We start from the raw sequence: 19,371 nt of genomic DNA, 5'->3' as shown, positions 1-19,371 counted from the left end.
AACCACCGAACTTTCGCTTGCGATGCTCGTTATCTTCCCCACAGATGCCCTTCTCTGGTTCGCCTATGGAGTGATAAAGGGAGGCCTTGCCATCGTGGCGGCAAATGGCGCTACAGTCGTCCTGGTCGGCCCCTCCCTCTCGCTTAAGAAAAAGAACGGATAACGTGGACCCCCGTCTCCATCACGGAGAGGGTGACTGGCGTTCCCGGGACAAGGCCCAGGTCCCGCACCGACCGTCGGGTCTGGACCGCAGTGAGCGTGACGCCCGCATCCACCCGCACCTCGGCAATTGGCCCGTTCTCCACGACCGAGACGACCGTGCCGGCCACTCTGTTCCGGGCGCTGGTACGCGGATCATGCCCGACGGAGATGATGAGATCGTCGGCCCGGATGCAGAGGGTGACCTCCTCGCCCGTGGCGGCATCCGTCACCGCCTCGAAGGACCACCCCCCGAGATCCACGATCGCTCGCCCTCCATCGTTTTCGGTCACGATCCCATCCAGGACGTTCTCGATCCCGACAAACCTGGCGACCTCGCGGCTGCGGGGAGTGTTCAGGACGGCCCCCGCCTCCCCCTCGTCCACGAGTTTTCCATCGATGAGCACCGCCATACGAGTGGCGAGGTGGTGCGCTTCCCGCCGGGAGTGGCTCACCTGGACGATGGTGAGCCCGTCCTCCCGGTGGAGCCGCTTGAGATCGGCGATGAACTTCTCCTGCGTGATTGGGTCGAGGGCCGAGAGCGGTTCGTCGAGGAGGAGGATATCCGGTTTCACCGCGATAGCCCGTGCAAGCGCCACCCGCTGCTGCTCGCCGCCGGAGAGGGATCCCGGGTAGCGGTCGGCGAGGTGACCGATCCCGAACCGCTCGAGGAGTGGGACGACCTCGGCACGGGCCTCATTCTTTCGCATTCCCCGCACCCGGAGGCCGTATGAGACGTTGTCCACGACCGTCATGTTCGGAAAGAGCGAGTAGTCCTGGTAGACGAGGGCGATCCCCCGTTTCTCCGGAGGGAGGGTGGTGATCTCGGTGCCTCGAAGGAGGACGCGGCCGCTGTCCGGCCGGTGGAGTCCGGCAATCACTTCGAGGAGGACTGTCTTTCCTGCACCCGAAGGCCCGACGATGAAGTAGTAGTCGCCCATACCGATTGTCAGGCTGACGTCGTCAAGCGAGAACGAGCCGAGATTGAGCGAGACGCGGTCAAACTCTATCATCGTACCTCCCTAAGTACCGGGTCATCCTCCGCAGAAGGTAGAATACCCCAAGACTGACCAGGATGACCGTAAATGCGATGCTCCTGCTCGTGTAGATTCCATCAGTCGTGAAGAAGTAGTAGATCAGCGTCGATATGATGAACGGGTAGTAGGCGATCATGACGACGCCGGCAAACTCCCCAATGGCCCTTCCCCAGGCGAGAACGGCTCCGCTGTACATGTGCCGGAGGCTTAAAGGAAGGGTGACCGTTCGAAACGCTGTGAATGTGTCCGCCCCGAGCGTGCGGGCAACGTTCTCCATGTGGACCGGCACCATCTCGAATCCCTCGCGCATGGTATTGATGAAGAACGGGGAAGAAACAAAGAGCATCGCAACGATCGTTCCCGGCAATGCATCCTCAAACGCGAGCCCGATCTCCGAGAGCGGCGCGCCGAGCCATCCCCGGCGCATGAAGAGGAGGTAGACAAGCAGGCCCGCCACGGTGTGCGGCAGGATGAGGGGGATGTCGACGATGCTCTCGACGACCCCTTTTAAGCGGGAAGGACGGGATCGCGCAAGGACGTAGGCGAGCGGGGTCCCAAAGAGGATAAGGAGGAGGACGGCGCTCGCTCCCGCACCAAACGTGAGGAGGATCGAGTGGATCACTTCCGACGATAGTGCCACCTCAAGGAGGTGAGCCGGATCGGCGAGTTCCGTCATCGCTATGTTCGCGAGCGCAAGCACCGTGATCCCGACGATCAGACCGCCAAGGACGCAGAACCATACGGTGCACCAGTCCACGTACCACCCACGGTGCTCTTTCCACCGGGTAACGGCCGTCTTCCTATCTGCCGGGAAAGGATCGGATGAGAGCGTTTCGGTCTTCATGGTTGTGATGCTGCTGAATGCCCAAATAGGTGCAGTGTTGAGATTCACCAGAAAATGAGGTGAGGATCAGGCCTTGCTCGCAACAAGCGACTGGAAAGCGCGAGGTACGCTGCCGTAGCTGCCTGCAGGCACGATCGGAGGCTGGCCGTCGTTGGTGCAGGGGTCCGAATATTGGTGTCGGACGCCGGGTCGGTCACCGTCGCCCCAATACGGCCGGAGAATTGGACCCCGGCAGCGGCGTTTTGAGAGATAAACGCGCTTGGAGGGGTTATCTTCATGAAGAAATTCTTTTGAAAACTCCATTGTTAAAGGTATTCATTCAGGATGGAGTTAATGTACGATAATTAACGCAGGAGTCCCTGAAGGAGCAGGGACCAGGCGGTATCGCTTTGAATCTGACTCAAGACCCCTCCATCGGGATAAGATGAACCGCCTTTGCCTGAAGAGAGACCCAGACCTCCATCCCTTCGTGAAGTTCAAGGGCCTCCGCCCTCCTCGCGGTCACGAGCGCGGAGAGATCGCACCCGCAGTTCACCGTAACGTTCACGAACGGCGCCGTGGACTCGATCCGGACGATCGCGGCGGAGAAGAGGTTCTCCGCCTCCTCGTAGCCGGGTTTTCTCCGGTGCAGGGAGATGTCTTCCCCGCGGATGACCATCTCCACTTCGTCGGCGGGCGGCGGGGTCGCCGAGAGGATCTCCTTTCCTCGCGCCTCCACGACGGTGAGGCCCCCGCGCCGGGAGACGACCCGGCCCGGGATGATGTTTTGAACACCCACGAACCGGGCAATCCGCCGGTTCTTCGGCGCATGGAATATCTCGCTTGAACTTCCTGTCTGGGCGATCGTGCCGTCGATCATCACGGCGATCCGGTGGGCGAGCCGCTGCCCCTGCATAAGGTCGTGCGTACTCATGATGACCGTCGTCCCGGCTTCGCGGTTCAGTTGCGTCACGATCGCTTCGATGGTGGCGGTCGAGCCCGGGTCCAGGTTCGCCGTCGGTTCGTCCAGGAAGAGGATCCGGGGATCTGTCACGAGCACCCTCGAGAGCGCCACCCGCTGCTGCTCGCCACCGGAGAGATCGGTCGCACGGCTCTTTATGCAGCGGGAGAGACCGACGGCCTCGAGGGCCTCCTTCACCCGCCGATCGACCTCGTCGGCGGGGGCCCGGCGGTAGCGCAGCCCCATCGCGACATTATCGTAGACGGATGCATTGAAGACGACCGGTCTTTGAAAGAGCATTCCCATCTGGCGGCGCAGATCGAGCCAGCGACCGCGCTCCCTCGCCACATCGATCCCAAAGATCGAGAGTTCTCCTCCGTTTGCCGGCTCGATGAGGTCGAGAATCCGGAGGAGCGTGCTCTTCCCCGAGCCGCTCGGGCCGATCAATCCTACGATCTCTCCTTCCTCGACCGAGAGGTCGACGTCGTACAGAACCCTCAGATCGCCGTAGAACTTCGTGATATTGTGTGCTTCGATGATTGTCATGGCATCACCGCCGTTGTACGAGAGAGAGGGCGATATTCACGCCGAGCGCCACCGCAAGGAGGATGATCCCGAGCGCAATCGAGAGGGAGTAATTTGCCATCGATGTGTTGAGCGCGATCGCCGTGGTGAGGACACGGGTGGCGCCCCGGATATTCCCGCCGACGATCATCACCGTCCCCACCTCGGCGATCGCTCTCCCGAAGCCGAGAAGGATGCCGGCCATGACCGCGAACCGTGCCTCCGCGATGATGGTCAGGACCGTCTGAAACCTGCTCGCACCAAGGGCGGTGATCGTGTAGCGCTTGTCCCGATCGATCCCCGAGAGCGCCGTGACTGTCAGTCCCATCAGGAGCGGTATGATGAGGACGGTCTGGGCGGCGATCATGCCGCCGGGGGTGTAGAGGAGGCGAAGGAACCCGAAGGGGCCGACGTTTGAGAGGAGGAGGAACACGACCAGACCCACGATGACCGTCGGGAGGGCATAGAGCGTCTGGAGCGTGGAGATGACCGCGTGCTTGCCCCGGAAATCGTAGAAGTAGATGAGCGCGCCGAGAGGCAGGGCGATCAGCGACGCAAAGAAGGTGGCGGTGAGGGAGACGTAGAGCGAGCGGATGGTGATCTCCACCACCTGGGGATCAAGGGTGATGATGAGCTCGATGGCCTCGATGAACCCTTCGATGATAGGGTTCCCATTCACCATGCGCCCTTGCCCTCCGTCGCCCTGCCAATCACCTCATCCACGTCTCCCCTATCTTTCCTGCTTTAAGTTGGGGTGGGCACCGGCTCCGCGCAGGTGCAGTTGAACGGCGGCTCCGTGCATTCTGGGGCATAAAGCGGCGTAAAGAGCGGTTTACCGAACTCCTCGGCACCGAACTCACCGATCATCTGCTTAGTCTCGTTCGTGGTGAGCCAGTTGATGAAGTCCGCGGCACCCTGCGCGTTCACACCCGGATGCATTGCGGGATTGACCGCAATCGCACTGTAGCGATTGAGAAGTTCGGCCCCTTCGGCGATGACCGGCACGAGATCGAGGCGATCGGCAAATGAGAGGTAGGTCCCCTCATCAGAGAGCGTGTAGGCCTGCTGCTCGTTTGCAAGGATCAGGGTGTCGCCCATGCCCTTGCCCGCCTCGACGTACCAGGCTCCGGAGTCAACGATCTCGGTCTCATAGTCGTAGCCCGCCTCCTCCCAGAGCGCCTTCTCCTGGTTGTGGGTCCCGGAGTTGTCGCCGCGGGAGACGAAGGCGACGCCTGCCGTCCCGTTCGTACCGGCGGCGTAGATCGTCTGGAAGGCCTCCACCGGGGTCATGTTCGCAATCCCGGCCGGGTCGGACGCCGGGCCGACGATGATGAAGTAGTTGTAGGCGATGCATCGCGGGTTGATGCCGTAGCCTTCGTCGATGAACTGCTGCTCGAGATCCGGGGAGTGAACGAGGACGAGATCGACATCGCCGCGCCTGCCCGAGTCGATGGACTGTCCGGTTCCCTGAGCGATGAACTGAAGGTCCACTCTGGTCTCGCTCTCGTAAACTCGTTCGAGCTCCGCAAGCAGCCCGGTGTTCTCAAGGCTTGTCGTGGTGGCTATCCGGAGCACGTTCGCCCCGCCGGCGGGAGCGGGTGTCGCCGTTCCGGCCGGGGTCTCGTTTCCGCCCGGCGCCGGGGTGGTGCATCCCGCAGCGAGAGCGAGGATGAAGAGGATCGTGATGGCCCCCGCCATCAGAAGAGTTGCATTCGTCTTCATAGCAACGCGTCTGGATGTTCAGTTGATGATAAATAATTAACGGCTCTGTTGAAACCCTCTTCCTTGAAGGCCATACTGCCTACTATCTTTGGTATCCGGGCGGCAGCTGGAGGTTATCCAGGGCATTTCAACAGAGCCTAATTAACTATAATCCGGAGTCAACAAAAGAATCCTTGCGAATGAAGGAGAACGTACCGCACCTTTGTGCAAAGACGGCGATGCCGCCTGCCCGGACGAACGGCAGGAGGCGGATACTCCATATCTTCCAGATCATGCCGTCATATTCATCGATCCTGAACATGTGGTGCAGTTGTACGGAGGTTCGGTGCATTCAGGTGGATAGAGCGGAGTAAAGAGCGGTTGGCCGAACACCACAAGACCGAAGTCTCCGAGAAACTCTTTGGTCTCGTTTGAGGAGATCCTGTCGATGAACCTGTCGGTCTCATCAATCATGACACCCTGCGCCATATCGGGATTGACCACGATTGCGCTGTAGCGGTTCAGGAGGTCATCGCCCCCCGTCACCAGCTGCACGAGGTCCAACTGGTCCTGGAAGGCGAGGTAAGTTCCGATGTCGGAGAGCCCGTGAGCTTCCCTCTGGTTGGCGAGGGTCAGGGTCTCGCCCATACCGCTCCCGGTCTCCTGCCCAGGAATAAGCCCAGGGTCGAAACCTTAACGCTCCCACCCGCCGACCCTGTTCCTCATGTGGCAAGCCCTGGATATCGAGACCTGGATTGCCGGCCGGAGGTCGGACCTCGACCGGGTGAAAGGACCGGTCTCCGAGATCATTGCACGGGTGCGGGCGGAGGGCGATGCGGCCCTCGTTGACCTGACAAAGAGGTTTGATGGGATCGATCTCGATGAGATCGCGGTCTCCGATGATGAGCGGGAGGCGGCCTACGACCAGGTGGATGCACGCCTCGTCGAGAGCCTCGTGGAGGCGGAGGCGCGGATCAGCCAGTTCCACGAACTGCAGCGCGGACGCGACCTCTGGTTGCAGGAGATGGAGCCCGGGATCACGCTCGGGGTCAAGACGACACCCCTCTCCCGGGTGGGTGCGTACGTCCCCGGCGGACGGGCGGCGTACCCCTCAACGGCGCTGATGTGCACCGTCCCTGCAACGGTCGCCGGGGTTGCGGAGATCTGCTGCTGCACCCCGCCGCCAATCAACCCGATCACGCTTGTCGCGCTTGATATCGCCGGGGTCGACGAGATCTACCGGGTCGGCGGCGCCCAGGCGATCGCGGCGATGGCGATTGGGACCGAGACGATACCAAAGGTGGAGAAGATCGTCGGCCCGGGGAACGTCTACGTCACCGCCGCGAAGATGCTTCTGCGCGACGAGGCCGAGATCGACTTTCCCGCGGGGCCGAGCGAGATCGCGATCCTCGCCGACGGCACGGCGAACCCGACCTTCGTCGCGGCCGATATCCTCGCTCAGGCCGAGCACGACCCGAACGCCGCCTGCGTGCTTGTGACGACCGATGCGGGAGTCGCCGACCGCGTCGGCGCCGAGGTGAGGCGGATGGCGGGGGAGGCAAAGCGTCAAGAGATCGTCGTAAAGGCGCTTGAACACTCGGGGTACATCATCGTCGGTGACCTTGACGAGGCGGTCGCGACCGTCGATGGGATCGCTCCCGAGCACCTCTCGATCCAGGTGGCCGACCCGCTCTCGGTCATCAACCGCATCCGGAGCGCCGGGTCGATCTTCGTCGGTCCCTACGCGGCGGTGGCCTGCGGCGACTATGCCTCCGGAACAAACCACGTCCTCCCGACGGCCGGCTACGCCCGGCTCTACTCAGGCCTCGACGTAAACCACTTCTGCCGACGCTCGACGGTCCAGATGATCACGCGGGAGGGGCTTGAGGCCATCGGCGACGTGGTGGAGACGATCGCCGATGCTGAGGGGCTCCACGCTCACGCGGAGTCGGTGCGGGTGCGGAGAAGAGTGCGGGTGCGGAGAAGAGGATAGGCGGATACCCATACTATTAATAGAGGAGGCGCTCCCGACCACAGTCGAGAGCGCGGAACACCCCCCACATTTTGAATCTCCCGTAATTTTGGCCGTTGAAACGCCAACTCCGGGCGTTCCGCCCATCTTTCACCGAGACGTCGGCGGCGATGGCGCGGCTTCGCCCCGGACCATCCGAATCTTCTCGATGGCATCCTCCGCGACGCTCTTCTCCTCCGCATCGCCGTTCCGGGCGAGAGCCTCGAGGGCGTCGATCGCCCGAGGGTCGCCGATGTACTTGAGCGCCCCTGCCGCGTAGAGCCTGACGTTCTTGTCGGGGTCCTTCGTCGCCGCAATAAGCGGATCCACCGCAAGATCACCCATCCGGAAGAGAGCGCCCGCAGCCGCCCCTTGAACGTCGGGATCTCTGTCGCGGAGGGCTTTGACGAGCGCTTCGACCGCGGTCGCCCCTCCGATATCGCCGAGGATCCCGGCCGCGACGGTTCGTATCTCGGGGTCCGGGTCGGTGAGCATCGCAGCGAGCGGCTCAACTGCTCTCCGACCTAACTTTGCTATGGCTCCGGTCGCCTGACACCGCAGATCGTCGTTTGGATCCTTGAGCGCCCGGGTGAGCGGCTCCACCGCAGACGGATCCCCGATCTCGCCGAGGATGGCGGCAGCGTAGACCCGCCGGAGGTCTCGCCGGGTCTCGATCTCCACCATCTGACCGGTGGGTGCGGCCACAATAGCCGGTCCCCCGGTGGGCGCCGACTCCTCATACCTCCCGGACGCCTCAGGATTCACGATGAGTTCGATCAACGGCTCGACCGACGCGCCTGCAAGCAGAGTGAGCGAGTCCGCCGCCGCTTCCCGCACCGCCGAGAGCGGGTCGCCGAGGGCACGGATGAGCGGTTCGACCGCCCGCGCCCCCCCGAGGTCACCGAGAGCAAGAGCGGCCCGCTGCCGGGTCAGGCCGTCATCGCTCCCTAACGCCTCGATCAGGCCGTCGACGTCCTCATTTGCCCGCAGGAGGTCGATGTTGAACCTCCGTCCGCTCTGTCGCTCTCCAGGAAGATTGCTCTTTTGCTCCAATCCTTTCGCCTCCGTGCCCGGGGTATGGCGAACGGTCGATATAATAACTTTTGCATGGCCACCTGCAGGAGCATCCCGGACAAGACACAGCGGGGTAACGGCGAGAGGTATCTGACGAGAGTGGTTCATCCGATAACCGCGGGTACCACCACCCTCCGGCGGTATCGCGGCACCCGCGAAAAAATGAGTCTATCCCGGCTTCAACGCGAGGCAGGCGGGACAGACGTCGTTGCACCCCGCCTCTCGTGGAATCGATGAAGTCCGTCTCTCGCCGCCCTCTGGACAGCGGGGTCGCTATCGGAGAGGGCCCGGGTAAGGGGCGCCTCCACCCGCGGGTCCCCAATTTCTCCAAGGATAACGGCAGCATAGGCGCGGCGCAGCCCTGCGCCGGGAAGAACGCCCTCCGGTACGGCACCGGCCCTCCTCGCTCCAGGGAAGAGCCGTTCGTGCTCTTTTGCATCCTCCGGGCCGCCGAGGAGGTCGTGCTGGGCGAGCTCCCGGTGCCGGAGAGTCTTTCCCGTCCCGACATCGCCCGGTCCGCCGAGAAGGTCGTGCTGGGTGATCTCCTCCTCTGTATCCCGGGACACTTTCCCTCCTGCCTTGCGGATATCCTCCGGACCGCCAAGAGCATCGTGCTGGGCGAGGCCCTCCTCCTCATCGCGGGCTCTTCCGCCCCCCGCCTCGCGGATATCTTCCGGGCCGCCAAGGGCGTCGTGCTGCCTGATACCGCTCCTGTGCCGGAGTTTCCTCTTTTCGGGCGGAATATTCTCAGGGCCGCCGAGGAGGTCGATCTGGGTAAGGCCCTCCTCGGGTGCTTCCCGCGGTAACCCGTATGCCGCCGCGATCTTGGGGCGCTCGAGAATCTCGATCAGCGGCTCCACCGCCGGCGTCCCGATCATGGCAAGCGCGTTTGCCGCCCCCTCCCGCACATCTGGCGCCGGATCGGTTAGCGCCCGGATAAGGGGATCCACCCCCCTCCATTCTCCAAGCGAGCCAAGGGCGAGGGCTGCACGTCGGCGGACGGCCGGAACGCCGCTCTGCAACGCAGCGGTCAGACCGCTGATGTCCCCCCCTGATGTCATACGCTCAAGATCGTATTGCTTCTCCCCCGTTGGAGGATCCTTTCTTTGCACCACAATCACCTCAGAATAAGGGGGCATAACCGAGCGTGAGTATAATAATGTTATGTATAATATTTGCAGCATAGAATATTGGGAATTGGGACTATTTCCTGGGGGAATTGTACCTGGAGCAGTAGCCCGGTGGTTACAGATATTTATCTCCGCAGAGCGAGGTGATCATCATGCCTGAGGAGAAGAGGACGGCCGAGTTGAAGATCACCGGGATGCACTGCGCATCCTGCGCCCTCAATATAGAACGTGCCCTCCAGGATCGGGACGACGTCTACGATGCCCGGGTCAACCTCGCGGCCGAGACGGTCGCCATCGAATATGACCCGACGAAGGCCAGCCTCACGGACCTCGAACGGACAATCACCGATGCCGGTTACGAGGTTGTGAGGAGCGAGGTCACCGCGAGAATCGGCGGGATGGTCTGTGCGGCCTGCGCCCAGGTGATCGAGGCCTCGCTTGCCAACCTCGAGGGGGTCTACGAGGCCCGGGTCAACCTCGCGACAGAGGACGCACACGTCGTCTACAACCCGGCGCTGGTCACGATACCCGATATTCGTGCCGCCATCGAAGAGGCCGGCTACCAGTATCTCGGACTCGAGGAAGAAGTCACCGAGGACGTCGAAGAGAGGATGCGGGAAGCGGACCTCCGGGACAAATTCCGACGGTTCACAATCGGGTTTGCGGTCAGCATCCCGCTCTTTTTCTACATGCTCTTTGGGATGCCCGGCGCGGCTGCCCTCCCGGTCTCGATCAACCTCATCATGCTCCTCATCACCCTGCCAGTCTTTCTCTACGTAAGTACTCCCATATTCAAGACGGCAGCCGCCTCGCTCAGAAATCGGGCGCTGACGATGGACGTCATGTACGCGATGGGAATCGGCGTCGCATACGGTTCAAGTATTCTTGGGACGTTTGATATTGTCCTCACCCCGGAGTTCAACTTCTACGAGACCGCGGTGATGCTTGCGGCCTTCCTGACGCTCGGAAGGTACCTTGAGGCCCGGGCAAAGGGTAGGACGTCCGAAGCCATCAAGAAATTGATAGGGCTTCGCCCGAAGACCGCAACCGTGATCCGGGACGGGCGGGAGATTGAGACGAGGATCGAGGATGTCGTCGTCGGCGACGTCGTCTTGGTCCGGCCTGGAGAGATGGTGCCGGTGGACGGCGTGGTCGTGGGCGGCGAGAGTTCAGTCGACGAGTCCATGATCACCGGCGAGCCCATCCCGATCGACAAGCGGGAGGGAAGCGAGGTCGTCGGCGGCACCCTGAACATGAACGGTGTCCTCCGCATCAGGGCCGAAAAGATCGGGAAGGATATGGTGCTTTCGCAGATCATCAGGCTCGTCCGGGACGCCCAGGGTTCAAGGCCGCCGGTGGAGCGGATCGCCGACGTTGCGGTCTCTTACTTCATCCCGGTCGTGCTCGTGATCGCAATCGGCGCCTTCCTCATCTGGTATGTGGGACTCAACGCCTCGCTTCTCTTTGCGCTCACGGTGCTGATATCCATCCTGGTCGTCGCTTGCCCCTGTGCGCTCGGCCTCGCGACCCCGACCGCCGTGACCGTCGGGATCGGCCGGGGGGCCGAACTCGGGCTGCTGATCAGGAACGGCGAAGCCCTCGAGATTTCAGAGAAACTGACAACGATCGTCTTCGACAAGACCGGGACCCTCACCAGGGGAAAACCCGACGTCACCGATATCGTTGCGTTCGGTCTTCCGGAGGACCGACTTTTAGCGCTCGCCGCGGCGGTCGAGAAGAACTCACAGCATCCGCTCGGGGAAGCGGTCGTAAGGCGGGCGGAGAGTGCCGGCGTTGCGATCCCGGCATCAACGCAGTTTACCACCTACGGCGGCCTGGGGGTCAGCGCCGTTGTGGAAGGGACGGAGATCCTCATCGGGAACCAGCCCTTCCTCCTTGAGCGCGGCATCGCCATCCCGCCGAAGGCCGAGATGAGGATAACCGCATTCCAGGATGTGGGAAAGACCGCAATCCTCGTCGCCGCCGGGGGTGAACTTGCAGGCATCATCGCCATCGCAGACACCCTGAAGCCGACGGCAAGAACGGCTATCGCAGACCTCAAAAGGATGGGTCTATCGGTCGTGATGATCACCGGCGACAACCCGCGGACGGCAAACGCCATCGCACGGGAGGTCGGGATCACGGACGTCCATGCCGGGGTGCTCCCCCAGGAGAAGGCACAGGAGGTCCGGGCCCTCCAGAAGCGGGGGGAGGTCGTGGCGTTTGTGGGCGACGGGATCAACGACGCCCCGGCGCTCGCGCAGGCGGATGTCGGGATCGCCATCGGGAGCGGGACCGATGTCGCCATCGAGAGCGGGGATGTCGTCCTCATCCGCGACGATCTCGTCGACGCCGTCGCGGCCGTCGAACTCTCCAGGAAGGTGATGAGCCGGATCAAGCAGAACCTCTTCTGGGCGTTCGCCTACAATGCCGCCCTGATCCCCCTCGCCGCCGGGGTGCTCTATCCCGTCTTCGGCATCACCTTCCAGCCGGAGTATGCGGCGCTCGCGATGGCGCTCTCGTCGGTGACGGTCGTCTCGCTCTCCCTGCTGCTCAAGAGATATATACCACCAGCGAAGAGAGGGATCTTATCGGAGGTTGATACACATGGCACTTGATCCGGTATGCAAGATGGACGTCGACGAGGCGACCGCGAAGTACACCGCCGAGTACAAGGGGAAGACCTACTACTTCTGCGCCCCCGGGTGCAAGAAACTCTTTGAGCGAGACCCCGAGGCGTATCTGAAAGGGGAGTAACCCTTTTTTTGCCGGTGAGGGGCGTCTCGCTGGAGCGAACCGGGGATAGAGAGATCAAAGAGAGCCCGGGATAGATATTCAGCGGGTTACTTATTTTCAAAAAACCGGGACCTGCTGCAATCTCGTCGTCTCTGCACCACATTCTGTGGGTGATGGCATTAGAATCGATAGACTGACTGTCCGCACCGCGCCCCCTGACGCCCTTCTCCCGGCGCAAGGTCGCTGGCGTCGTCCAGGACTTCCCGGAGGAAGGCGCTCGCGTTATCAGCGAAGTGAACCGCCCAGGCCTCGGGCGTCCGGGGCTGGATCTCGCCGTGAGGGCCGTGATGAGACATCACGATATGGAGAATGTGTGCAAACCGGGAGGGGTCGACACCGGCGGAGTGTCGGAGGAGCACAGCAGCCCCGATCGCCGTATGCCCGACGAGGGTGTACTCGGGGAGCGCGACGAACGAGAACCCCTGACGACGGAAGCATGACGCCTTGCCGATGTCGTGGAGGAGCGCTCCGGCAAGGAGGACATCGAGATCCATCTCCGCCCGGCTGACGGTGTTCGCAAGCGAGAGCGCAATCTCCGCGGTCTCGAGAGTATGCTCCGCAAGGCCGCCAATGTAGGCATGGTGGTGAAATTTCGCCGCCGGGGCTTCAAGAAATCCTGCAGTGGTGTCTATGACAGCGGAGACGAGTGAGTATATGCCGGGATCTTCGATCTTCGCGACCACGCGGGCGAGCCCCTGCCGGACAGCTTCGCAGTCGACGGGCGCATAGACAAACAGGGAGGGATCGAAGCCGTCCGGCGGTATCGGGGCTCGAAGGTTCGCGATCCCATCATTCACGTTGACCTCACAGGTCCCGTTGTAGACCTTCGCATAACCCTGGATACGATAGACCTCACCCGGCCGGATCGCGTGGCAGAGCGCCTCCATCTGCTCCACGGTCTGAACGGGCGTCCCCCAGACCTTGCAGGTTCCCCGACCGGTCTTATCGGAGATGGAGAGCTGGATATACTTGCCTCCATCCCTCTTCTCCTTCAGTTCTGCAGCGTCGACCACAAAGGGTGCGTCGACCTGCATACTCCCGCCGATCTCCGCGACAAAGAGCATCTTCTCAAGCACCGGATCACTGCTCCTATGAAATTCGTTCGCTCGAAGAACTTTAAAACCCGGCGATCTATTCCAGAACTGGTTCCACATCCCATGGAACAACAAGCACCCGGGCTAAGAATAGAGTCGGGAGCATAACGGCAGAGTCTCGCGCGTAAAGGCCGTCAACCAAACCGGAGCCTGATCATCCCAAGCAGCATCTCCTTTGCATCCGAGATCATCACCTTGGACTCATCCCGGTTCGCCCACGTGATCGGAACCTCCTCCACCCTGCGGCCGGCTTGCCGCAGCCGCCAGAGGAGCTCGACATCGAACTCAAACCCGGTCGATCGGAGAGAGGGGAGAACGGGTTCGAGAGCTTCCCGCCGAAAGGCCTTTGCTCCGCACTGGGTGTCCCGGTAGTCGAGTCCAAAGAGCAGTCTTACCAGAAGGTTGAAGAGACGGCTCTCGATCCTGCGTCGGAGCCCCTGCTTTACCTCCAGGATCGAGCCCGGGACCCAGCGCGAGCCGATGGCGCCGTCCGATGTCGTGAGACGGTCAAAGAGACGCACCATCTCGGAGAGGGCGGTCGAGCCGTCGGCATCCATGTAGCCGACAAAGGGCGTGGTCGCCGCCTTCATGCCGGCGACAACCCCTCCCCCTTTCCCGAGGCGGGTCTGAAACGTCAGGCACCGGATGCGGAGATCCGGATGCTCGGCTGCAAACGCTTTGATGATCTCTGCAGTGGCGTCGGTCCCATCGCAGACGAAGACGAGATCACCGGCAAAACCCGAGAGATCTCGAAGGAGCGACTGTATCCGTCGCTCTTCGTTATATGCAGGGATCACCAGGGTGCAGTCAGTCTGGTTCACACCGTCGGCACGTGTATCGTTTAGCATTCCAGTTTCGTGATGATGGTCTCGGCGAACTGCGCGGCAGCAGCGGGGCCGTTCGCGGTCACGATCTGCATATCGGCGACGACGGGGATGTCAAGGAGATTTGCTCCCGCTTTCTCCATCTCCCTAATTGCCTCCGGGCTAGGGTATACCGTGGCCTGCCGTCCGGAGAGGATACCAGCCCGAGCGAGGACGACCGGTGCAAGACAGATGGCGGCAACAACCTTCCCCTGCTCAAAGAACGAGCGGACAAGGGCGATGAGTCGCTCGTCTCCCCAGAGGTGAACTTTTGAGCCGGAACCGCCCACGACCACAATCCCGGCGTAGTCGTCCGGGTTTGGGCAATCGAATGCCATGGCCGCCTCTGCAGTGCCACCCAGCATCCCGGTGCACGTTCCGGCAGCCGTCGAGGCGATATCGACGTCGATCCCGACCTCCTCAAACGCTCTCTTCGGGACCTCCAGTTCTTCGTCCCTGTACTGCTCCGGTGCAATCGCAAACACGAATCTCATGTTGGGTTCCCTAGCAGGTTTTGTTCATAAGTGTATTGATGGTTGTGGAGCGGGAATAGACCGACATAACCGGATCGTTCGAGAACGCCGCACGTACCGGCATATGTCTCGGCCGTCCCGGGGAGCGAGGCATCGTGATCCGCATGATCTCAAGGAGATCACCTGTTTTTTCAGTCTATGACCACACTAAATTTTGAAATAAGATTATTATAATAATTGCGCCATTCTTGTCCCAACCCCGCATAGGACAGAACCATAACCGCTACAGGGGACTCGACCTCCCGCTGGACCAAGATAAGGCGGAAGGATGCCGGGTGTTCATCATGGATCTACAGCACATTTCCGGGGTGAAGATAAGGAGTGGCAGTCATGCGACGCAACTTGTATCTCGGGATCGTCCTTCTTCTGGCAGCGCTCGCACTTGTTGTAATCGTGGGGGCACAGATAGATGAACCTGAAGTGATCTGGGACCAGAAGTATGGAGCGCCTGATTCGAAGGAGGCGGCATATTCTATCGTCATGGACCCCAGGAGACCTGGGTTCTTCCTCGCCGGGGAGAGAGACCCGCTCGAGGATGGAAAGACTGACGTTTTAGTGATCCGGGCAACGCCGCGAGGAACCGAGGACTGGAACAGGACCTACGGCGGAGCAGAGGCCGACACTGCACGCTCGATCATCGAGATCGGTGACGGCAACCTGCTCATCGCCGGAAGCCTCACGTTCGTCACGAACGAGACGCGACGGGACACCGATGCCTGGATTATTGAGATAGAGGGCTCGGGCAATGAGGTATGGAACCGGACCTACGGCGGTCCGGACGTCAACGCCTCGGCGAACGCGGTGACCCGGACCGATGACGGCGGTTACATCTTCGTCGGCTCCATCATGCCCCACGAAGGGAGCGAGTCGGATGCCTGGGTGGTCAGGCTGAATGAGTCGGGCCGCGAGGTCTGGAACAGGACGTTTGGTGGAGGTGGAAACGATACGGCAAACGCCGTCACACGGCTCCCGGACGGTGACTTCGTCTTTGCCGGCAGAACCGAGTCTTCCGGTGCCGGCGGAAGCGACGTCTGGGTGGTCCGGCTGAACGAGTCGGGCAACGAGGTCTGGAACAGGACGTTCGGCAGTCCTGATGACGATGCTGCTCTGGCAGTGATCAACACGACGGATGGGAACCTGCTCGTTGCCGGCTCGTTCACGGAGAGGCCCGATAATGCAATGGTCGATACCGACGCCCTCCTGATCAAACTCACCCCCGCCGGAGATATCGTCTGGAACTGGATTTACGGCGATTTCGGCGTGAACGAATCGGCCGCATCCGTCATCGAGACCGCAGACGGCGGTTATCTCTTTTCCGGGGAGACGGCCTATCCGGATACGGATGATACCGATGCCTGGCTTGTCGCGACCAATGCCGAAGGGGCGGTGAGGTGGAGCCGAACCTTCGGGGGTGAGGAGCCAGGCGATCGAGCTGCATCGGTCATCGAGATCGCGCCGGGCGAGTATCTCTTTGCAGGGACATTTAACGCTACGAAGCCGGATGGACCGGCAGATACTGACGCCTGGGCCGTGAGACTTGGGCCGCGCCCCGAGCCGACACCGACGCCGGAACCCACGGTAACGCCGATAAAGCCACCGAAAGCACCGGAAGTGCCCAAGAAGGCACCGGTAACGGCAACTCCGGGGCCGACCATGACAAAGCCGCCAGAGACGCCGATGAAGAGGCCCACACAGACCGTAAGACCTACCGAAGCGCCGACAGTCACGCCAACACCTACCGTGACACGGACGGAGATGCCGACCCCAACTCCCACCGTGACGCCAACAGAGATCCCAACTCCGACACCAACACCCACCGTGACACCAACGGAGATCCCAACTCCGACACCAACACCCACCGTGACGCCAACGGAGATCCCAACTCCGACACCAACGGAGACGCCGACACCGACCACCAATACAACACCGGATGAGAACGGGGACGAGAACGGAACAGATGAGAATGGCGTCGACGGCAACGAGACCGGCGGTAACGGAGGAGATGAGAACAATAGTGACAACAACGAGAGCAATCCCGGCAGCAGCGGGTCGCTCTCCGGAACGGTCTGGTACGACCTGGACGGCGACGGCATCCTTGATCCCGGTGAGCCGGGCATCCCCGGCATCGGGGTCAGGCTGATTGGAAAACGGACCATGCTTGACCATGCCGTCACCGGCCCGGACGGGTCATATCGGTTTGAGACGATCCCCACCGGAGACTACGCCGGTGCGGAGTTTCTTCTCCCGAACGGCTATTCATGCACCATCCCGGGTCTGGGCAGCGATGCCAGCCCGGCCGGCGAGGGGGTGGCATTCGCCCAAGGCGGGGCGGGACGATGGATCCTGAACGCAGGGTTTGTCGGGGGCTACCAGCCCCAAACCCCCTCGGCCGCCTACGGGTGGGTGCTCGGAACGACCTGGAACGACGGCGACCAGGATGGCATCATGAATGAACACCACGGCTTAACCGATATCGAGGTCCGCCTCATGGATGCAGGCGGGAATGTGGTGGCATCGACCCGCACGGGTCATCATGACGATTACACGTCGCTGTATCTCTTCGGCCCCCTCCCGCCCGGGGAGTATTCGTTGATATTCACCGCGCCGGACGACTACATCTTCACGGAGCCCGGGCAGGATAGTCACGCCGACCCAGAGACCGGGATGACGGCACCGTTTACGGTCGGCGAGGGGGAGATAGTTGTCAGGGATGCGGGGCTGATCCCCGCACCTGCTGCAGGGATCGGGGTCGGACCCGTTGCCCATCCGCTTGAAGGACAGATCTACGATGCCGCTGATGTGGAGGCGGCGGATGAGATGGGGCGACTACCGCCGACTGAAGTTGGGGCATAGACCCGCGGGGCTTGGAATGCTCCATAAAAACAAGCAGCATCCCGCGCCGGAGCTCTGACCCGGCACCCCATTGGTCGTCGCCTTAGGGCGAGAGAGCTGGACGACACCCCGGCAAATAAGAGACATTCACCTAAAAAACCCTATTCTCCGCAACTTGCGGCTGCAGAGACCAGAACACTCCAATTCTAACGGGGTCCCGCAACCCCTGACCCATAAAAACATTATTATATTATAAAAGCAATTCAGAGCCAGAACCCCTGGCAGGCGAAGTACCGGGGAAAATTTCGATTCATCCTGCTGCCGTCAGACGGCCAGGCGAGTGCTGCAGCCTTCCATAGGGGTTATGTGCCCGGGAGCGCATGAAAGACGCATCCCGGAATGAAGGTGAACCGATTGAGAGGCGCTAGCATTCTAATAGCCATCATCGTATCAGCGTTCGTCTTAGGTTCGATCGCAAACGCAACGGCCCATACCCCATCGGGGCCGGATGCAGGAGAGGCAAAAACCAGCGGTACGATAGGAGGAACGATCTTTTTTGATGCCAACGCAAACGGCGTGCAGGACCCCGGGGAGCGGGGTATGAGCGGCGTTGCCGTCCACCTCAGGGACGCCGCGGGCGAGAGGATCGCGACGGCGGAGACGTTCTCCCACGCATGTGAAGGGCTCTACATCTTCAGCGGCGTTCTTCCCGGGAACTACACCGTCGAGGTCGTTCTACCGGAGGGATACGCCTTCACCCTCCCAGGCCGGGGCGCCCCGGGAGAGACGGCGAGCACCATCGACCCGATCAGCGGGAGATCCACCGGCATCGACCTGACTCCCGAGGTTATCCAGACGATGGACCTCGTCGTCAGGGACGCCGGGCTCGTGCCGGCCGAAGGCTGACGGAGCCGGAAACAACACTCATTTTTTTGAGCACATTACCGGTGCTTCTCGACGTGCTGCCGAAGCATCGTGCCGGGTTGCCAGCGATCGGCGATCTCGAGCGCCTTCGCGCGCAGGGCCGCGTGCTCTGCGATGCAGGTCTCCGGCGGGGCGGCCTTCCTGAGAATGGCGGAGGTGTTCTCGGTTATCTGGATGAGTTCGGTAGCAATCACGGCGTTGAGCCAGACAAGGTCGCGGAGCATCTCTTTGAGTTCTTCATCCTGTTGCATGAGTGAATGGTAGGAAGCGCTCCCACATCAATCTCCCCCGAAAAAATGTTCACAATACTTATCGCAACTGACTTTCAAAGCCTCTTGGAGACAGGTGTGGTCACGTGGGCTACATAGATGAGATAAAGCGGATCGGAAGGGACGCAAACCCCTTCTTCAAACTGATGGGTATCGAGGTGGATGAGTTCGGCGACGGGCGCGCCCGCTTGAGCATGGAGGTCCGGCCGGATATGCTCAACGGCGCCGGGTGGCTCCAGGGAGGGGTCTACGTGGCGCTCGCGGACGAGGCGATCGCGCTTGCGCTCTACACGCTCCTTGACGAGAACGAGAGGATCGCAACGATTGACGAGCACACCAGTTTCATAAAAGGGGTCAATGCCGGAAGGATCGTCGCCACCGGAAGAGTCATCCGGAAGGGCCGCAGGGTGGCGTTTGCAGACGGGGAGGTCCGGAGCGCGGCAGACGATACACTTCTTACACGTACATCAACATCGTTTGCTGTCATAGGCCCATAACGGCGCTATTGACGCCCGATCGAGACCGCCATCGCGCCGGCAGGGATTCCCCCGGGAATCCCGA

The 19,371-nt window shown here is 61.6% G+C and carries 18 protein-coding genes; 6 read left to right on the top strand and 12 right to left on the bottom strand.

The window, feature by feature from the left end; translation table 11 throughout:
* Positions 1 to 143 precede the first annotated feature (143 nt).
* From MCUTH_RS05645 to MCUTH_RS05620, 6 genes are all read right to left on the bottom strand, one after another.
* Complete coding sequence (locus MCUTH_RS05645; RefSeq protein WP_066956739.1) at positions 144 to 1,211, bottom strand: ABC transporter ATP-binding protein; 1,068 nt, start codon at positions 1,209 to 1,211, stop codon at positions 144 to 146.
* Positions 1,198 to 2,079, bottom strand: a complete 882-nt coding sequence (locus MCUTH_RS05640; protein ID WP_083524784.1) for an ABC transporter permease — start codon at positions 2,077 to 2,079, stop codon at positions 1,198 to 1,200. The genes MCUTH_RS05645 and MCUTH_RS05640 overlap by 14 nt, the downstream gene beginning before the upstream one ends.
* 400 nt (positions 2,080 to 2,479) lie before the next feature.
* Positions 2,480 to 3,565 carry an ABC transporter ATP-binding protein gene (locus tag MCUTH_RS05635; RefSeq protein WP_066956736.1) on the bottom strand — a complete coding sequence of 362 codons (1,086 nt, stop codon included), beginning with the start codon at positions 3,563 to 3,565 and terminating at the stop codon, positions 2,480 to 2,482.
* A gap of 4 nt (positions 3,566 to 3,569) precedes the next feature.
* Positions 3,570 to 4,265: an ABC transporter permease gene (locus MCUTH_RS05630; protein WP_066956732.1), complete on the bottom strand. Its 696-nt coding sequence runs from the start codon at positions 4,263 to 4,265 to the stop codon at positions 3,570 to 3,572.
* Positions 4,266 to 4,327: 62 nt separating this feature from the next.
* The gene (locus tag MCUTH_RS05625) at positions 4,328 to 5,305 is read right to left on the bottom strand and encodes a substrate-binding domain-containing protein (protein WP_066956730.1); all 978 of its coding nucleotides are present in this window, start codon (positions 5,303 to 5,305) and stop codon (positions 4,328 to 4,330) included.
* Between the two features lie 270 nt (positions 5,306 to 5,575).
* Entirely contained in the window at positions 5,576 to 5,932 is a 357-nt protein-coding gene (locus MCUTH_RS05620; protein WP_066956727.1) for a hypothetical protein, read from the bottom strand.
* 76 nt (positions 5,933 to 6,008) lie between these two features.
* On the opposite strand from MCUTH_RS05620, the gene hisD reads away from it, so the two are divergent.
* On the top strand, positions 6,009 to 7,277 hold the full coding sequence (hisD, locus tag MCUTH_RS05615) for a histidinol dehydrogenase (RefSeq protein ID WP_066956724.1): 1,269 nt from the start codon (positions 6,009 to 6,011) through the stop codon (positions 7,275 to 7,277).
* Between the two features lie 129 nt (positions 7,278 to 7,406).
* On the opposite strand, the gene MCUTH_RS05610 is transcribed toward hisD, so the two are convergent.
* Complete coding sequence (locus MCUTH_RS05610; RefSeq protein WP_083524783.1) at positions 7,407 to 8,477, bottom strand: HEAT repeat domain-containing protein; 1,071 nt, start codon at positions 8,475 to 8,477, stop codon at positions 7,407 to 7,409.
* A 71-nt stretch (positions 8,478 to 8,548) separates the two neighbouring features.
* On the bottom strand, positions 8,549 to 9,508 hold the full coding sequence (locus MCUTH_RS05605) for a HEAT repeat domain-containing protein (protein WP_224732732.1): 960 nt from the start codon (positions 9,506 to 9,508) through the stop codon (positions 8,549 to 8,551).
* Between the two features lie 143 nt (positions 9,509 to 9,651).
* On the opposite strand from MCUTH_RS05605, the gene MCUTH_RS05600 reads away from it, so the two are divergent.
* A complete protein-coding gene (locus MCUTH_RS05600) occupies positions 9,652 to 12,117 on the top strand; it encodes a heavy metal translocating P-type ATPase (protein WP_066957003.1) in 2,466 nt (821 codons plus the stop codon).
* The gene (locus MCUTH_RS11345; protein WP_083524782.1) at positions 12,107 to 12,256 is read left to right on the top strand and encodes a YHS domain-containing protein; all 150 of its coding nucleotides are present in this window, start codon (positions 12,107 to 12,109) and stop codon (positions 12,254 to 12,256) included. The genes MCUTH_RS05600 and MCUTH_RS11345 overlap by 11 nt, the downstream gene beginning before the upstream one ends.
* A 158-nt stretch (positions 12,257 to 12,414) precedes the next feature.
* Here MCUTH_RS11345 and MCUTH_RS05595 read toward each other — a convergent pair whose 3' ends face one another.
* The 3 genes from MCUTH_RS05595 to MCUTH_RS05585 form a co-directional block, all read right to left on the bottom strand.
* Positions 12,415 to 13,371: an HD domain-containing protein gene (locus MCUTH_RS05595; protein WP_066956715.1), complete on the bottom strand. Its 957-nt coding sequence runs from the start codon at positions 13,369 to 13,371 to the stop codon at positions 12,415 to 12,417.
* Positions 13,372 to 13,523: 152 nt separating this feature from the next.
* Positions 13,524 to 14,237, bottom strand: coding sequence for a dolichyl-phosphate beta-glucosyltransferase (locus MCUTH_RS05590; protein ID WP_066956713.1), 714 nt, complete (start codon positions 14,235 to 14,237; stop codon positions 13,524 to 13,526).
* Entirely contained in the window at positions 14,231 to 14,746 is a 516-nt protein-coding gene (locus tag MCUTH_RS05585; protein ID WP_066956710.1) for a DJ-1/PfpI/YhbO family deglycase/protease, read from the bottom strand. Before MCUTH_RS05585 ends, MCUTH_RS05590 begins: the two co-directional genes overlap by 7 nt.
* Positions 14,747 to 15,115: 369 nt before the next feature.
* Between MCUTH_RS05585 and MCUTH_RS05580 the strand changes: the two genes are divergently transcribed.
* Together MCUTH_RS05580 and MCUTH_RS05575 are read left to right on the top strand one after the other, a co-directional pair.
* The gene (locus tag MCUTH_RS05580; protein ID WP_083524781.1) at positions 15,116 to 17,638 is read left to right on the top strand and encodes an SdrD B-like domain-containing protein; all 2,523 of its coding nucleotides are present in this window, start codon (positions 15,116 to 15,118) and stop codon (positions 17,636 to 17,638) included.
* Positions 17,639 to 18,022: 384 nt separating this feature from the next.
* Positions 18,023 to 18,523 carry an SdrD B-like domain-containing protein gene (locus tag MCUTH_RS05575; protein ID WP_236707435.1) on the top strand — a complete coding sequence of 167 codons (501 nt, stop codon included), beginning with the start codon at positions 18,023 to 18,025 and terminating at the stop codon, positions 18,521 to 18,523.
* Between the two features lie 35 nt (positions 18,524 to 18,558).
* On the opposite strand, the gene MCUTH_RS05570 is transcribed toward MCUTH_RS05575, so the two are convergent.
* A complete protein-coding gene (locus MCUTH_RS05570; protein ID WP_066956704.1) occupies positions 18,559 to 18,792 on the bottom strand; it encodes a hypothetical protein in 234 nt (77 codons plus the stop codon).
* A gap of 104 nt (positions 18,793 to 18,896) precedes the next feature.
* Between MCUTH_RS05570 and MCUTH_RS05565 the strand changes: the two genes are divergently transcribed.
* Positions 18,897 to 19,307, top strand: coding sequence for a PaaI family thioesterase (locus MCUTH_RS05565; RefSeq protein WP_066956702.1), 411 nt, complete (start codon positions 18,897 to 18,899; stop codon positions 19,305 to 19,307).
* Positions 19,308 to 19,371 lie beyond the last annotated feature (64 nt).

Origin of the sequence: Methanoculleus thermophilus (assembly GCF_001571405.1) — an archaeon.
GTDB classification, from domain to species: domain Archaea; phylum Halobacteriota; class Methanomicrobia; order Methanomicrobiales; family Methanoculleaceae; genus Methanoculleus; species Methanoculleus thermophilus.
This window is presented reverse-complemented; position numbering and strand designations above follow the sequence as displayed.